This window comes from Mycobacterium montefiorense (assembly GCF_003112775.1).
In the GTDB taxonomy this organism is placed as follows: Bacteria; Actinomycetota; Actinomycetes; order Mycobacteriales; family Mycobacteriaceae; genus Mycobacterium; species Mycobacterium montefiorense.
Genome location: NZ_BFCH01000021.1, coordinates 248,542 through 265,167, shown reverse-complemented (window position 1 = coordinate 265,167; position 16,626 = coordinate 248,542). Strand labels below are relative to the sequence as shown.

Below are 16,626 nucleotides of genomic sequence, written 5' to 3'. Positions count from 1 at the left end.
CTCCGGGTTGCACAGCATCTGCGTATCGGCGCCCAGGACGGTTTCCAGCGCAGTGTCGAGCACATCGAAAGCCGCCGAAAGCGTCTCCCCGTCCGCGATGACACCCGTACCCATACCCCCGAAACTAAACCGACCCACCGACAAAACACCCCGCCAAGAAACCAAAGTGACACACGAGGTTTCGCGATTTTCACGAGTGTGCACTGATGGCGATTTGTCGCTCGGCGGCGGGCAAAAAGCCCTGGTCGCGCGCGACGCTCGACACTGAGTCAAGGCGTGCCGGTGCGCGTCCCCGAACTTGTCGGTCAGCCGCCCTAGACTTCGCGGTGCCTTGATAGCCACGCCATTTCCGAAGGGGGCGCCGGGATGCGATTCCTGCATACCGCCGACTGGCAGCTAGGCATGACCCGGCACTTTCTGGCCGGGGATGCTCAGCCGCGGTATTCGGCCGCGCGACGCGACGCGGTTGCCGGTCTGGGCACCCTGGCGGCCGAGGTGGACGCCGAGTTCGTGGTGGTCGCCGGCGACGTCTTCGAACACAATCAGCTTGCCCCGCAGGTGATCAGCCAGTCCCTGGAAGCCATGCGCGCCATCGGAATTCCGGTCTACCTGCTGCCCGGCAACCACGATCCCCTCGATGCGTCATCGGTGTACACCAGCGCCTTGTTCACCGCTGAATGCCCGGAGAATGTCGTAGTGCTGGATCGTGCCGGCGTCCATCAGGTTCGGCCGGGCCTTGAGATCGTTGCTGCGCCATGGCGGTCCAAGGCTCCGACCACCGACTTGGTCGCCGACGTTCTCGACGGCCTCGACGCCGGACCGGTCACCCGGGTGCTCGTCGCCCATGGCGGCGTTGACGTGCTCGACCCCGATCGCGAGAAGCCGTCGCTGATTCGGTTGGCCCGCCTCGAAGAGGCGCTGGCCCGTGGTGCGGTCCACTATGCGGCACTGGGGGACAAGCATTCGCTTACCGAGGTCGGCGATGGTGGCCGGGTGTGGTACTCCGGATCTCCGGAAGTGACGAATTTCGATGACATCGAATCCAATCCGGGTCATGTCCTGGTCGTCGACATCGACGAAACCAACGCGGTGTCGGTGACGCCCCGGCACGTGGGTCACTGGCGGTTTGTCACCCTGCATCGTCAGGTCGACACCAGCCGCGACATCGCCGACCTCGACATGAATCTCGATCTGATGCCCGAGAAGGATCGCACCGTGGTGCGGCTGGCCCTGACCGGCTCGTTGACGGTCACCGACCGCGCCGCGCTGGACGGCTGCCTGGACCGATACGCGCGGCTGTTCGCATGGCTGGGCCAATGGGAACGCCACACCGACCTCGTGGTCGTGCCCGCCGACGGCGAGTTCACCGACCTCGGCATCGGGGGATTCGCCGCCGCGGCAGTTGAAGAGTTGGTCGCCACGGCGCGTGGGGACGACACCGACTCGGCCTGCGACGCCCAGGCCGCGCTGGCGCTGCTATTGCGGCTCACCGATCGGGGCGCCGCATGAAGCTGCACCGGTTGGTTCTGACCAACTACCGCGGAATCGCGCACCGCGAGATCGATTTTCCCGACAGCGGCGTGGTCGTAGTGAGCGGTGCCAACGAGATTGGCAAGTCGTCGATGATCGAGGCGCTGGACTTACTGTTGGAATCCAGGGACCGCTCGACGAAGAAGGAAGTCAAGCAGGTCAAGCCCACCAACAGCGACGTCGGGTCCGAGGTAACCGCGGAAATCAGCAGCGGCACTTACCGTTTCATCTACCGCAAGCGCTTTCACAAAAAGTGCGAAACGGAATTGACGGTACTGGCGCCGCGCCGTGAGCAGCTGACCGGTGATGAGGCCCACGAGCGGGTCCGCTCGATGCTCGCCGAGACTGTCGACAACGACCTGTGGCATGCGCAGCGGGTGCTGCAGTCCACATCGACGGCCGCGGTGGATCTGTCGGGCTGCGACGCGCTTTCGCGTGCACTGGATGTCGCGGCCGGTGACGAGGCTGCGCTGTCCGGCAACGAGCCGTTGCTCATCGAACGGATCGACGCCGAATACGCGCGCTACTTCACCCCCACCGGTCGCCCCACCGGAGAATGGGCCGCCGCCATCACGCGGCTGTCCCACGCCGACGCTCGCGTCACGGAGTGCACGGCGGCGGTCGCGGAGGTCGACGACAGGGTGCGTCGACATGCGGTGCTGACCGAGCAAGTGGCCGAGCTCTCGCAACTGCGGTTGGCGGCCGGTCCGCGATTGGCCGTCGCGCAGGCCGCCGCCGACAAGGCCGCCGAACTCACTCGCCAAGCGCGGGAAGCCGCGCTGGTCGCGACCGCTGCCGCAGCGACCAGCACCGCCGCGGACGCAGCCCACAATGGCCGGTCGCGACTGGTCGCCGAGATCGAGACGCGGACCGCGGCTGTCGCGGCTGTCGAGGCGCAAGCACGGCAAGCCGCGATCGCGCAGACGGCTGCGCAGGCCACGGCCGAGGGTGCCGGCACCGCGATGGGCGAGGCAACCCAGGTTCTGACCGACCTGCAGCGCCGCGTCGAAACCGCCCGCCGCACGGTCGACCAACTTGCCGACCGTGAGGAGATCGACCGGCTCAGCACTCGTTTGGCCAAGATCGACGCCATCCGGCGCGATCGTGACCGGGTCGCCGCGGAGCTTTCCAATGTCGTCCTCACCGAGGAGTTGCTCCGGCGAATCGAAAGCGCCTCCGCCGCGGTCGATCGAGCTGGCGACCAGCTGACGTTGATCTCGGCGGCGGTCGAGTTCACCGCCGCAGCCGACATCGAACTGTCGGTCGGAGGCCAGCGGGTGTCATTGCCGGCCGGCCAGAGCTGGTCGGCGACGGCCACCGGTACCACCGAGATCGAAGTCCCCGGTGTGCTCACCGCACGGATTACTCCCGGCGCGACGGCGCTCGACGTGCAGTCGAAATATGATGCGGCACAACAAGAACTGACTGTCGCACTGGCTAGCGGTGATGTCGCCGACCTTGCCGCAGCCAGATCAGCCGACCAGCATCGCCGCGAATTGCAAAGCAGTCATGACCAATTGGTCGCGACGCTGTCCGGGCTATGCGGCGACGAAGACGCCGACCAGCTCCGGGATCGGCTTGAGCAGCTGCGTGCCGGCCAACCGGACGAGCCCGATCTCTTCGCCGCCGATATCGCCGCCGCACGTGCCGAACTCGATGCCGCGCAAGCCGCTCGCCTGGCCGCGGAAACCGCATGCGAAACCCGTCGCCAGGACTCGTCTGTCGCCGACGCACGGCTCGCTGAAACATCCACCCGGGCAACGCTTTTAGTCAACGAAGCGACAACCCAACGCGCGGAACTTGGTCGGGCCACCGACCAGCTGGCCCAGGAACGCGCCTCGGTCACCGACCAGGACCTGGCCTCGTCGGCGGACGCCGGACAGCGGGCCGCGGCAACCGCGCAGCGCCGAGCTGCGGAGTTGAGCGAAGAGCTGGCCGCCGCGGCACCGGACACGGTAACCGCCGAATTGACCGCGGCCAGCGACGCAGCCAAGACGCTGGGCGGCCGCTATGAAGATGCCGCCCGCACGTTGCGCGAGCTCACCATCGAACTCTCGGTATTCGGCAGCGAGGGCCGCCAGGGCAAGCTCGACGCCGCGGAGACCGAGCGCGAGCACGCCACCAGCCAGCACACCCGGATCGCCAGCCGGGCCCGCGCGGCGGAGCTGCTGCGGTCGGTGATGTCCCGCCATCGCGACACCACCCGGCTCGGCTATGTCGAGCCCTATCGCACGGAATTGCAGCGACTCGGTCGCCCGGTATTCGGACCCAGTTTCGAGATCGATATCGACACCGACTTGTGTATCCGGAGCCGAACCCTGGATGGCATCACAGTGCCCTACGACTCGCTGTCGGGTGGGGCCAAGGAGCAACTCGGCATCCTGGCGCGGTTGGCCGGTGCCGCCCTGGTAGCCAAGGAGGACGTCGTTCCAGTAGTGGTCGACGATGCGCTGGGGTTCACCGACCCCGACCGGCTGGCCAAGATGGGCGAGGTGTTCGACACCGTCGGTGCCCACGGGCAGGTGATCGTGTTGACCTGCAGTCCCGATCGTTACGACGGCGTGAAGGGTGCGCATCGTATCGATCTCAACGTGTAGGACACCGGGTCGTTCCGTCTTACGCTCACCCCGAAACGGGGTGCAACATGGACATTCAGTGCGACTACCTGGTGGTCGGTACCGGCTCGAGCGGCTCTGTCGTAGCGGGTCGACTCAGCGCGTCACATTCGGTGCTCGCGCTCGAAGCGGGTCCGCTCGACAAGGACAGGTTTATTCGAGTCCCCGTGGGCTTTTCGAAGCTATTCCGCAGCGAGGTCGACTGGGACTATCTGACCGAACCGCAGGTCGAACTGGGCGGCCGCGAAATCTACTGGCCCCGAGGCAAGACGCTCGGCGGTTCATCGTCGATGAACGCGATGATGTGGGTGCGTGGATTCCAGGCCGACTACGACGAGTGGGCGGTGCGAGCCGGCTCGCAATGGTCTTTCAGCGAGATGCTCGGATACTTCCGTCGCATCGAAAACGTCACCGATGCCTGGCATTTCGTAAGCGGGGACGACAGCGGGGTGACCGGTCCGGTACACATCTCGCGGCAGCGTAGCCCTCGCTCCCTGACGGCGGCGTGGCTGGCCGCGGCGCGCGATTGCGGACTTCCCGCCGCGCAGCCGAATTCCCCACGACCGGAAGGCTTTTGCGAGAGCGTCGTCACCCAGCACCGCGGCGTTCGGTGCAGCAGTGCCGACGCCTATCTGAAACCGGCGATGAGCAGCAAGAACCTCACCGTGCTCACCGGGGCCACCGTTACTCGAGTCCTCATCGACGGAACCCGGGCAATCGGTGTGGAATTCGAGCGCGACGGCCAGCTTTGCATCGCCCACGCGCGCCGCGAGGTGGTGCTCTGCGGCGGTGCGATCAATAGCCCCCAGCTGTTGATGCTGTCGGGCATCGGCGATCGCGACCACCTCGCCGAGCACGGCATCGACACCGTCTATCACTCACATGAAGTGGGGCAGAATCTGATCGACCACCTCGCGACGCCGTTGGGTTTCGACGTCGACGGTGACAGCTTGTTCGCGGCACAAAAGCCGAAACAGCTGATCAATTACCTGTTGCGACGCCGCGGCATGCTGACCTCGAACGTCGGTGAGGCGTACGGGTTCGTACGCAGCCGACCAGAACTCGACCTTCCTGATCTCGAGCTGATCTTCGCGCCGGCCCCCTACTACGACGAGGCACTCGGTGAGCCCGAGAGCCATGGGGTGGTGTTCGGACCGATCCTGGTGGCACCGAAAAGTCGCGGCCAGATCACGCTACGGTCGGCCGACCCGCACGCTAAGCCAGTCATCGAACCGCGTTACCTGTCCGATCCCGGTGGTGTCGACCGCGCCGCGATGATGGCAGGGCTGCGCATATGTGCCCGGATTGCCCAGGTTCCCGCTTTGAATGGTCTGCTCGGTCCGATCGCGCGACCACGCGATTGCACCGAGCTGAACGAAGCCACTCTCGAGCTGGCGCTGGAAACCTGCTCGCACACCCTCTATCACCCGCTGGGCACCTGCCGGATGGGCAGTGACGAGGCCAGCGTGGTGGATCCGCAGCTGCGGGTGCGAGGCGTCGATGGGCTTCGGGTCGCGGACGCATCGGTGATGCCCAGCACCATTCGTGGCCACACCCACGCTCCGTCGGTGCTGATCGGGGAGAAGGCCGCCGACCTGATCAGCGACTGACTCGGCAGCCATCGGTGCCGCCTGCCGCACTGCCGCGCTGCTGATCGCGAGCCAGCTAGGCAGAATGGGCACCGATGACGATGAATGCGAAACGGCGCCGGGTGCACGAAAGGCTTGCGGGAATGCCCGGCGTCCGGCCGGTGCGCAGGCCGATATCCCCAGGCAGCGCCGACGAGTTCGATCTCTACTACGTACGCACCGGCCGCAAGTCCGCCCACCCACTGGTTATCATCCCGGGAGGCCCGGGGGTGGCATCGCTGCAGGTCTACAAGGGGTTGCGGCGCCGAGCGGCCATCGCTGGCCTGGACGTCATCATGATCGAGCACCGCGGGGTCGGCATGTCGCGTCATGACGACGCCGGCGCCGACCTGCCGCCCGAAGCGATCACGGTCGATCAGGTGGTCGACGACATCGCCGCGGTGCTCGACGACGCCCATGTGGACTCCGCCGTCATCTATGGCACGTCATACGGCAGCTATATCGCGGCCGGCCTCGGCGTCCGCCACCCCGGCCGGGTGCAGGCGATGATTCTCGATTCGCCCGTGTTGTCGCGGCACGACATCGCGGTCGTACGCGACACCGTCCGCGCCTTGCTGGTCGACGGCAGGACTCCGGAAACCGCCGCGTTGGCGCCCAAGGTCCGCAAGCTGATCGACGGCGGGCTGATGTCCGGATCGGCGGGGGAGATCGCGACGACTATTTACGCATACGGCGGGGCCCCGCTGCTGGATCGCGAGCTGGACCTATTGCTCAGCGGTCGAAAGACGGTGTGGTGGGCGCTATCCCGTATGTCAGCCGTCGTCAGTCTGAATGTGGCATATCGTCACGAAATCGATTTGGTCAGCCGCATCGCGTTCCGCGAACTCGACTATGCCGCCGAACCCGACGGCTTGCCACTGGATCCCGCGATGGCAATGCGCGAAATCATGAGTGAGACGGCCGCTTTCGAGGCCGAACCGTACGACCTGGTAGCCGAGATGCCCAAATTCAGTTGGCCCACGGTGGTGATCTCCGGCGGGCGCGATCTGGTGACGCCACGGGCGGTGGCCGAGCGCGTGGCATCGCTGGTGCCCAACGCGCTGCTCTTGGAGTTGCCGACGACGGCGCATAGCGCGGTGGATTTTCGTGAGGCTGCCGCACTGACCATCGCAGTGGCGGTGTGCCGCGGGGAATCGGACACGCTTGCGGGTCGGGGATGGGCGCTGGACTCGCTGCCCGCCCGTCCCGCGCTGCGCCTGCTCTGGAAGGCGGTGGGGGTGGCCGCTATCGCGGAGGGTGCGCTACCCGCGATGCCACCGCTGTGGCGGCGGCTCAGATCTGCATGAACCCGATTGCGGTGTAGTCCACATCGGCCAGTCCGGGTGCGCCGTAGTTCGCCAAATCATTTCGTACCGCCCGATTTCCGGGTGACTGGAACAGTGGCAGGTTGAAGGCTTCCTGCCAGATCATCGAGTCAACCTGGTTGGCCAGTACACGCGCCTTGTCCTGATCCAGCTCCGAGAGGGTCTCGGCGATCTTCGCATCGATCGCGGTATTGCCGATCCGGCCGAAATTGCTGTCGCCATCCGAGGTGTAAATCTGAGGAAGCGCGGACAACGGGAAAGCATTCCCTTCCCAACCGAATTGAGCGATATCGAAGTCGCCGACACCGATGTACTGGCTGAAAAAGCCGCTGCCGGCCTTGAGGTCGAGCACCAGCTTCACACCGATTTGCGCCAGGCTGTTCTGCGCCACCATGGCAATCTGCCGGTTGGACGCCGCGTCGAAGAGCACGTCGCGAACGACGAGCTGCTTGCCGTCCTTCTCCCGCACCGCCCCGTTGAGCTTCCATCCCATGGCATCCAAGGCCGCACGGGCGCTATCGGGGTTGTAATCGCCTGGTGCGCTGTTATTTTGATAGCCGACCTGCCCGGCCACGTAGATATGATTGTTCAACGGCGTCGGATGAGTGGTCAGGCCGTGCTGCACGACATCGACGATGGCTTGGCGATCGATACCCTGACACACCGCCAGGCGCAGCCGTTCGTCGGCCATGATGGAACCCTCGGCGCCATTGAAGGTGAAGTGGAACCAGGTGGGGGTCGGCGCACGCCGAATCACGATGCCAGGCGTCCGTTGGGCGGTGACCATATCGTCGAGTGTGGCGATGCCGGCGGCATCGATTGCCTTGTTCTGCAGCGCCGGGATGACGGCGGAGACGTCGAGCACCAGAAAGGTGATCGAATCCAGCCGCGGCTTGCGGCCCCACCACCTGGTGTTGCGGGTCAACACGATGCGCTGTGCGGTCCGGTCAATCGTGGATACGATGAACGGCCCGGCCGACGGGCCGGGAGCCTCGAGCTGGCCTTTGTTGAAGATCTCTGGGTTGGCCGTCATGCTCCGGGGTTGTATCCCGCCGGCGAACATCCCCCGCCATTCGGCGTACGGATCAGAGAAGGTGACCACTGCTTGCCGCTCGTCGACACCTCTGGTCACCGATTTCACGCGTTCGAACCCGGCCCGGCTGGCGATCAAGTACCGCTTGTCGCGGCCATTGCAGGCGTCAACTTCCGACTTGAGGTCTTCCCACGTGATCGGCGTGCCGTCGCTCCAGGTGGCCTTCGGATTGATTGTGTACGTGACGGTTTGGGGGTTGGTCCCGGTCAGCTCGGCGCCGGTGAAGTAGTCGGTATTGAGGTTGAGCGTGCCATTGGCCTGGGTCATGAACGCCCCCGGCAGCGTGGACCCCAGCACCGCGGCGGTATCGGAGGTATTGCCATCGATGTTCAACTCATTGAAGTTGTCCGGGAAGGCCGTCAGCGGCAGTCTCAGGTTGCCGCCGTCACGCAGCGTCGCAGGGTCGTGCGGGTTCATGTCGCTGCTGGCTCCGACCTGCGCGGCCCGAGTCTCCGGCAGGTCTTGGTATCCACTCGAACACCCGGTGACCACCAACACGGGCGCCAGCAGCAGCGCTGCGAGCTTGCGGGCCCTCGGTGCGTGCGTCACCCGACGATGCTAACCGGTTGTGGCATCACCGATGTGCTCGCGGAACGGCGTCTAGCAGGCGCCGGGTGTATTCGTGCTGTGGGTTGGTGAAGACCTCGTCGCCGTCGCCCTGCTCGACTATGACACCCCGGTACAGCACCACCACCTGATGCGCCAGGTGTTTCACCACGGAAAGATCGTGTGAGACAAAAAGATACGACAGGCTGAACCGTTCTTGCAGGTCGAGAAGCAGGTTGATGATTCCGGCTTGGATCGAGACGTCCAGCGCCGACACCGGCTCGTCTAGCGCCATGATCTTGGGCTGCAACGCCAGCGCCCGCGCGATGCCGATGCGCTGCTTTTGTCCACCGGAGAACTCGGCGGGGTAGCGCGTTGCGTCGCCGTGCCGCAAACCGACAATATCGAGCAGCTCCGCTACTCGTGCATCCGTGTCCCCCTTGCAAAATCCGTTTGCCTGCAATGGTTCTGCTATGACTTCGGAAACGGGCAGCCTGGGGTCCAGGGATGCCACCGGGTCTTGGAATACGACCTGAATGTCGCGTCGCAGCGCGTGCCTTCGCTCCCGGCTCAACCCGGCGACGTCTTCGCCGAGCACTTCGATGGAACCCCTTTGTGGGGCGGTAAGCTCCAGGATCTGTTGCAGGGTAGTCGATTTCCCAGAGCCGGATTCTCCGACGATCGCCAGCGTGCGACCCCGCTCCAGGGTGAAGCTGACGCCGTCGACCGCGCGTACCTCACCCACCCGCCGGCGGAAGACCAGGCCCTTGGTGAGCGGGTAGGTCTTGCTCAGGTCGACGACCCGCAGCACCGTCGCGCCGCTGTCGGCGGCACTATCGATGGCCGGCGGCGCAGTTGTCACGTCGAAGATCTCGGCGGCAGTGCGGCCCGCGACGTCGTCGGTACGGACGCAGGCGGCCCGGTGGTTTTCCTGAACGGTGATCAGAGCTGGTTCAGCCGAACGACATTCGTCGATCACCAGCGGGCAGCGGGGGGCGAAGGGGCAGGCGTCGGGGACAAGCGTCGACAGGTTGGGCGGCGCGCCCGGAATCGGAATCAGTCGAGTGCCCTGCGGGGCGTCCAGCCGCGGCGCAGAACCTAGCAACCCGACCGTGTAAGGCATCCGGCGGTCCTGGTACAGATCATCAACGGTCGCGATCTCGACCTCGCGCCCGGCATACATGACCATTGCCCGGTCCGCGAACTCCGAGACCACCCCCAGGTCGTGCGTGATGATCAACACGCCCGCGCCGGTGACATCGCGTGCAGTCCGCAGGACGTCGAGAATTTGGGCCTGCACGGTGACGTCCAGTGCGGTGGTGGGCTCGTCGCAGATCAGCAGGTCCGGATCGTTGGCGATCGCGATCGCGATCACCACCCGCTGGCGTTCGCCGCCGGATAGCTCGTGTGGGAACGCTTTTGCCCGGCGGTCCGGCTGCGCGATGCCGACCAGCTCGAGTAATTCCGCGGCTCGCTTGCGGGCAGCTGCCCGGCTGACGTCATCGTGGTGAACCCTGATGGCTTCGGCTATCTGGTCCCCGACGGTGTAGACGGGAGTCAGTGCCGACATCGGGTCCTGGAACACGGTGCCGATCGTCTTTCCGCGGATCCGAGACATCGCCTGGTCGGGCAGCCCGAGTAGCTCCTGGCCTTGCAGCCGCACCGAACCCGACACCTCACCGTATTCGGGCAGCAGCCCGACCACCGCCATCGCGGCGGTGCTTTTGCCGGAGCCCGATTCGCCGACGATGGCGAGCACTTCGCCCGGATCGACATGGTAGGTCGCCCCCCGCACCGCGGGTACCCGTGAATCCCCGGTGTCGAAGGTAACGCTGAGGTCGGTCACCTCCAACAGGGCCGTCATTGTGGCCGCCCAACTGGTTTCCGCTTGTTGCGCCGTGACGGTTTCGCGCTCGGATCGACGGCGTCGCGCAGTCCGTCGCCGGCGAGATTGGCGCACAACACAATCAAAACCAGCGCGGCTCCCGGGAACATGAAGACCCACGGGAAGGTGGTTACCGAAGGAGTGCCTTCGGCGATCAGCGTGCCCAGCGAAACGTCTGGCGGCTGAATGCCGAATCCCAAGAAGCTCAGCCCGGTTTCGGCCAGGATCGCGAAACCTACGTTGAGCGTTGCGTCGATGATCAGGATCGAGGCGACATTCGGGACGATGTGATGCATGATCACCCGTCGGCTCGATACTCCCATATACCTTGCCGCGCGGACGAATTCACGTTCTCGCAGGCTCATCGTCAAGCCGCGCACCATCCGTGAGCTGACCATCCAGCCGAACGCGGCGAGGAGCACGATGAGCCACAGAATGCTGTTCGATTGTTTGGTGCGCGGGGTGACGATGGCAATCAGCAGGAAACTGGGCACCACCAGCAGCAGGTCCACCAGCCACATCAGCGCCCGATCGCGCCAGCCTCCGAAATAGCCCGCAATCGAACCGACGGTGGCGGCGATGGTGGTCGAGATCAGTGCCACGCAAAAGCCGATGAGTAACGACTTCTGCATGCCGCACAGGGTTCGGGCCAGCAGGTCCTGGCCGAGCGCGTTGGTGCCGAACCAGTGTCGCAGCGACGGCGGCTGCAGCAGCGCGTGCAGATCCAGATCGGTGTAGTTGTAGGGCAGTAGCGGCGGTAACGCATAGCAGCCGACGAATGACAGCACCAGCAGAATCAGCGCCACCGCCGCCGGCTTGTTGCGAAGGAAGCGGCGGATCAACAGGTTTCGGCGCGACGTGAACGTGGCGACCGGGTGGATGCCAGACCGTCCCGCCGAGCTCTGCGCCTGCTGGGTCATGAAACCCGCACCCTGGGGTCCAGCGCCGCGTAGATGACATCGGACAACAGTCCCGCCAGCAGAACGGCCGCGCCGGAGAACAGCGTGATCGCCGCGACGACGTTCGCGTCCTGGGTCGCGATTCCGGACACCACCCACTCGCCCATGCCGTGCCAGCCGAAGATCTTCTCGACGAACACCGCGCCGACAACCAGGCCGCTGACGCCGTAGGCGAACAAGGTGGCCATCGGAATCAGCGCGGTGCGCAATCCGTGTTTGAACAGCGCGCGCCGACGGGTCAGGCCCTTGGCCCGCGCGGTCCGGATGAAGTCCTCGCCGAGCACGTCGAGCATCGCATTGCGTTGGTAGCGGCTGAAACCCGCGATCGCGCCCAGGGCCAGGGTGAGGGTGGGCAGCACGATGTGTTGCAAGCGTTCGATCAGCTCGTCGACCGTTCCAGTGGGCGGCAGCGGCGAGGTCTCCCCGGTGTACTGGAAGATCCCCACACCCGCGAGCATGTTGATGCGCAACGCACCCAATATGAGCAAGCTCGCCAGCACGAAAGACGGGATGCTCAAGACGATCAGCGACAGCACGGTGATCACCCGATCGCTGAGCTGGTACTGCCGGACCGCGCCCCAGGCACCCACAATGACGCCTATCACCGTGCCCAGCACCGAACCGGTCACCACCAGTCGCAGGCTCACCCCGACCCGGCGCCACAGCTCCTGGGAAACCGGGTGACCACTCACCGTCACTCCGAAGTCACCGTGCACCACACCGGAAATCCAGTTGGCGTACCGGATGACCACCGGCTTGTCCAAGCCCAGCGCAACGGCTTTGGCGTGAATGGCCTCCGGAGGAGGCACCGGGTGGCGCTGCACAAAGCTGTCGAGCGGATGAAACGTCTGCGAGGTCAGCAGGAAAGTCAAGAAGGACGCCAGCACCAGCAGGACGACGTAATTGAGGAACCGCCGGGCAAGGTACCGAATCATGCCAGGTGGGCCCGCCTGCATCGCATTGGGACAGGTTAGCGAGATACCGGGAACGGCGTCGCGCCCAAGCTTGCGTTCTCGCTGATTTTCACCGGTGAAATCCGCGTTATCAGTTGTTAAGATCCGTCGCGGCAGGCATCCGCGTAGCAAATACCCGAGGAGACTGGCATGACGGTTACCGACGACTACCTGGCCCACAATGCCGGTTACGCAAGTGCGTTCGAAGGACCACTGCCGATGCCGCCGAGCAAACACGTGGCGGTGGTCGCCTGTATGGATGCCCGGCTCGACGTCTACCGCCTCCTCGGCCTCAACGAGGGCGAGGCGCACGTCATCCGCAACGCCGGCGGGGTGATCACCGACGACGTCATTCGTTCACTGGCGATCAGTCAGCGGTTGCTGGGAACTCAAGAGGTCATCCTGATTCACCACAGCGACTGCGGGATGCTCACCTTCACCGACGACGACTTCAAGCGGACTATTCAAGAAGAGACGGGTGTGAAACCGCCGTGGGCGGCCGAGGCTTTCCCGGATCTTGCCGAGGACGTCCGGCAGTCGCTGCGGCGGATCGAAAACAGCCCGTTCGTCACCAAGCATGTGTCGTTGCGCGGCTTCATCTTCGATGTCGGCTCCGGCAAGCTGGAAGAGATCGCCCTCTAGCCCACCTTGTAGGTAGCGAGGGCTTTGGCGAGCAGCCTGCCCTCCGGGTCGACGATCTCGGCCTCGCAATTGGTCAGCGATCGGCCGCGCCGCAGCACGCGACCCACCCCGATCACGTCGGTGGCCCGGGCCGGCGCCATGAAGTCCAGAGTCATCGACACCGTGACACCCCGCAGATCCGGCGGTGCTTCGGCACCGCACCACGCCGCTGCCATCACGGTGAGATCGGCGAGCGTGGCGATGGCACCGCCGTGCACCATGTCGCCGACGGTGACGTTGGAGGGATCCCACGGCAGCCGCAGCCGCACTTCTTCGTCGCTGAGCTGATCGGCGACGATGCCCAGCTTGGCGACGAACGGCGACTGGGGGAGAAACTGCGCGATCACGTCGCGGCCGCTGGTGGGCGCGGAAGGGGTGGTCATGCGTTCATGTTTTCCTACCGACCGGCCCCGGCAACAGAGCTGACGCCCCAACCTGGCGCAATGTGTCCGGTGCTCGGCTAGCGCGCCACCGGGGTAGCTGCCCATTGACACCGCCCGAGTCGACTGGTTCTATAGACGGCAATGACCGTAAACATGGTCAGTTCTACCAGATTTATCGGGATATACGGTTTGGACAAGGAAACCATGACCAGTGGTGTAGCGGCGGGGCCCTCGGCCGGCCAGTACGAATTGAGCCATCTGCGCTCGTTGGAGGCGGAGGCCATCCACATCATCCGGGAGGTTGCTGCGGAGTTCGAGCGGCCGGTGCTGCTGTTCTCCGGCGGCAAGGACTCCATCGTGATGCTCTACCTGGCGCTGAAGGCGTTCCGCCCCGGGCGGCTGCCGTTCCCGGTCATGCATGTCGACACCGGCCACAACTTCGACGAGGTGATCTCGACCCGCGACGAACTGGTCGACGAGTTCGGGGTGCGCCTGGTCATCGCGTCGGTGCAGGAAGACATCGACGCCGGCCGCGTCGTCGAGACCATCCCGTCGCGCAACCCGATACAGACCGTGACGCTGTTGCGCGCGATCCGGGAGAACAAGTTCGACGCCGCGTTCGGCGGGGCACGGCGCGACGAGGAGAAGGCGCGCGCCAAGGAGCGGGTGTTCAGCTTCCGCGACGAATTCGGCCAGTGGGACCCGAAGGCCCAACGGCCCGAGCTGTGGAACCTTTACAACGGCCGGCACCACAAGGGCGAGCACATCCGGGTCTTCCCGCTGTCGAACTGGACCGAGTTCGACATCTGGTCCTACATCGGTGCCGAGAAGATCAAGTTGCCCCCGATCTACTACGCCCACCGGCGCAAGGTTTTCGAGCGCGACGGGATGCTCCTGGCCGTACACCGGCACATGCAACCGCGCGCCGACGAGAAGGTGGTGGAGAAGACGGTGCGCTTCCGCACGGTCGGTGACGTCACCTGCACCGGGTGTGTCGAGTCCGAAGCCGGCACGGTGTCGGAGGTCATCGCCGAAACCGCGGTGTCCCGACTGACCGAGCGTGGCGCTACCAGGGCGGACGACCGCATCTCAGAGGCTGGAATGGAAGACCGGAAACGGCAGGGTTACTTCTGATGGCTGCACCAACGACATTGCTCCGCATCGCGACCGCCGGCTCGGTCGACGACGGCAAGTCCACCCTGATCGGGCGGCTGCTGTACGACTCCAAGGCCGTGATGGAAGACCAGTGGGCGGCGGTCGAAAAGACGTCCAAGGAAGCCGGCCACGAATACACCGACCTCGCATTGGTCACCGACGGCCTGCGGGCCGAACGCGAACAGGGCATCACCATCGATGTCGCTTACCGCTACTTCGCCACGCCCAGGCGGAAATTCATCATCGCCGACACCCCAGGCCACATCCAGTACACCCGCAACATGGTGACCGGCGCGTCGACCGCCGCACTGGTGATCGTGCTCGTCGATGCCCGGCAGGGCCTGCTCGAGCAATCTCGCCGGCACGCCTTCCTGGCATCGCTGTTGGGTATCCAGCACATCGTGCTGGCGGTCAACAAGATGGACCTGATCGACTGGGACAGGGCGAAATTCGAGGCGATCAAGGATGAATTCCACGCCTTCGCCGCGCGTTTGGACGTGCAGGACGTGGCGACCATCCCGCTGTCCGCGCTGCACGGCGACAACGTGGTGACCAAATCGGACAAGACGCCCTGGTATGAGGGTCCGGCGTTGCTGTCGCACCTCGAAGAGGTGTACATCGCCGGTGACCGCAACCTGGTCGACGTGCGGTTCCCGGTGCAGTACGTGATCCGGCCGCAGACCCATGAGCATCGAGACCACCGCAGCTACGCCGGAACGGTGGCCAGTGGCGTGATGCGCCCCGGCGACGAGGTGGTGGTGCTGCCGGTCGGCAAGACCAGCAAGATCAGCGCGATCGAAGGCCCGAATGGTCCTGTGGAAGAGGCGTTTCCGCCAATGGCCGTGTCGGTGAGCTTGGCCGACGACATCGATATTTCGCGTGGTGACACGATCGCCCGCACCAACAACCAGCCCAGGGTCGCGCAGGAATTCGACGCGACCGTGTGTTGGATGGCCGATGGCACTTCGCTCGAGCCGGGCCGCGATTACGTCATCAAGCACACCACTCGAACCACCCGCGCGCGGGTCACGGCACTGGACTACCGGCTCGATGTCAATACCCTGCATCGGGACAAGAGTGCTACGGCGTTGAAGCTCAACGAACTTGGTCGTATCACGCTGCGCACCCAGGTGCCGTTGCTGCTCGACGAGTACACCCGCAACGCCAGCACCGGTTCGTTCATCCTGATCGACCCGAACACCAACGGCACCGTGGCAGCGGGCATGGTGTTGCGCGATGTCGCGGCGCAGAAGGCAAGCCCGAACACCGTGCGACACGAGTCGTTGGTCACGGCCGAAGACCGTGTGGCTCGGGGCCGGACGGTGTGGCTGACCGGCCTGTCGGGTGCAGGTAAATCGTCGGTAGCCATGCTGGTCGAGCAGAAGCTGCTCGAAAAGGGTGTTCCTGCTTACGTTCTCGATGGCGACAACCTGCGGCACGGCTTGAACGCCGACCTCGGCTTCTCCATGGCCGACCGTGCGGAGAACCTGCGCCGGTTGGCCCATGTCGCTACGCTGCTCGCCGATTCCGGCCAGACCGTGCTGGTGCCCGCGATCAGCCCGCTGTCCGAGCACCGCGAGATGGCTCGTAAAGTTCACGCCGACGCCGGATTTGAGTTCTTCGAGGTGTTCTGCGATACCCCGCTCTCCGAGTGCGAGGCGCGTGATCCCAAGGGGCTCTATGCCAAAGCCCGTGCGGGCGAAATCACGCACTTCACCGGTATCGATAGTCCGTACCAGCGGCCGAAGAAACCGGATCTGCGGCTGATTCCGGACCGCTCGCTCGAGGAAATGGCACAGAGCGTTATCGACTTGCTGGAGTTGCGCAGCTAGGCGCGCAGACCCCGGCGTCCGCGCGGGTGGCAGAATCCTCA

General features: G+C 65.0%; 12 protein-coding genes. 7 read left to right on the top strand and 5 right to left on the bottom strand.

Annotation, left to right across the window (positions count from 1 at the left end; translation table 11 throughout):
- Window positions 1-366: 366 nt before the first annotated feature.
- The 4 genes from DB708_RS20955 (at window position 367) to DB708_RS20940 (ending at window position 7,080) form a co-directional block, all read left to right on the top strand.
- The gene (locus tag DB708_RS20955; protein ID WP_108925260.1) at window positions 367-1,509 is read left to right on the top strand and encodes a metallophosphoesterase family protein; all 1,143 of its coding nucleotides are present in this window, start codon (window positions 367-369) and stop codon (window positions 1,507-1,509) included.
- Entirely contained in the window at window positions 1,506-4,127 is a 2,622-nt protein-coding gene (locus tag DB708_RS20950) for an AAA family ATPase (RefSeq protein ID WP_108925259.1), read from the top strand. Before DB708_RS20955 ends, DB708_RS20950 begins: the two co-directional genes overlap by 4 nt.
- A 47-nt stretch (window positions 4,128-4,174) precedes the next feature.
- Window positions 4,175-5,755 carry a GMC family oxidoreductase gene (locus DB708_RS20945; protein WP_108925256.1) on the top strand — a complete coding sequence of 527 codons (1,581 nt, stop codon included), beginning with the start codon at window positions 4,175-4,177 and terminating at the stop codon, window positions 5,753-5,755.
- 74 nt (window positions 5,756-5,829) lie between these two features.
- The gene (locus tag DB708_RS20940; protein ID WP_108925254.1) at window positions 5,830-7,080 is read left to right on the top strand and encodes an alpha/beta hydrolase; all 1,251 of its coding nucleotides are present in this window, start codon (window positions 5,830-5,832) and stop codon (window positions 7,078-7,080) included.
- On the opposite strand, the gene DB708_RS20935 is transcribed toward DB708_RS20940, so the two are convergent.
- The 4 genes from DB708_RS20935 to DB708_RS20920 are packed head-to-tail and all read right to left on the bottom strand — an operon-like array spanning window position 7,067 to window position 12,516.
- Window positions 7,067-8,740: an ABC transporter family substrate-binding protein gene (locus tag DB708_RS20935; protein WP_201263573.1), complete on the bottom strand. Its 1,674-nt coding sequence runs from the start codon at window positions 8,738-8,740 to the stop codon at window positions 7,067-7,069. The two genes, DB708_RS20940 and DB708_RS20935, sit on opposite strands and share 14 nt — an antisense overlap.
- A 25-nt stretch (window positions 8,741-8,765) precedes the next feature.
- Window positions 8,766-10,601 (bottom strand): dipeptide ABC transporter ATP-binding protein, encoded by a 1,836-nt coding sequence (locus DB708_RS20930; RefSeq protein WP_108925251.1) that lies wholly within the window; start codon window positions 10,599-10,601, stop codon window positions 8,766-8,768.
- Window positions 10,598-11,542, bottom strand: a complete 945-nt coding sequence (locus DB708_RS20925) for an ABC transporter permease (protein WP_108925249.1) — start codon at window positions 11,540-11,542, stop codon at window positions 10,598-10,600. The genes DB708_RS20930 and DB708_RS20925 overlap by 4 nt, the downstream gene beginning before the upstream one ends.
- A complete protein-coding gene (locus DB708_RS20920) occupies window positions 11,539-12,516 on the bottom strand; it encodes an ABC transporter permease (RefSeq protein WP_108925247.1) in 978 nt (325 codons plus the stop codon). The genes DB708_RS20925 and DB708_RS20920 overlap by 4 nt, the downstream gene beginning before the upstream one ends.
- A gap of 168 nt (window positions 12,517-12,684) precedes the next feature.
- Here DB708_RS20920 and DB708_RS20915 point away from each other — a divergent pair, with 168 nt between their 5' ends.
- The gene (locus DB708_RS20915) at window positions 12,685-13,176 is read left to right on the top strand and encodes a beta-class carbonic anhydrase (RefSeq protein ID WP_108925244.1); all 492 of its coding nucleotides are present in this window, start codon (window positions 12,685-12,687) and stop codon (window positions 13,174-13,176) included.
- Here the strand turns inward: DB708_RS20915 and DB708_RS20910 are convergent.
- Window positions 13,173-13,562: a PaaI family thioesterase gene (locus DB708_RS20910; protein ID WP_201263576.1), complete on the bottom strand. Its 390-nt coding sequence runs from the start codon at window positions 13,560-13,562 to the stop codon at window positions 13,173-13,175. The genes DB708_RS20915 and DB708_RS20910 overlap by 4 nt on opposite strands.
- 189 nt (window positions 13,563-13,751) lie before the next feature.
- On the opposite strand from DB708_RS20910, the gene cysD reads away from it, so the two are divergent.
- Window positions 13,752-14,732, top strand: coding sequence for a sulfate adenylyltransferase subunit CysD (cysD, locus tag DB708_RS20905; RefSeq protein ID WP_108925316.1), 981 nt, complete (start codon window positions 13,752-13,754; stop codon window positions 14,730-14,732).
- Window positions 14,732-16,585, top strand: a complete 1,854-nt coding sequence (gene cysC, locus DB708_RS20900; RefSeq protein WP_108925241.1) for an adenylyl-sulfate kinase — start codon at window positions 14,732-14,734, stop codon at window positions 16,583-16,585. The genes cysD and cysC overlap by 1 nt, the downstream gene beginning before the upstream one ends.
- Window positions 16,586-16,626 lie beyond the last annotated feature (41 nt).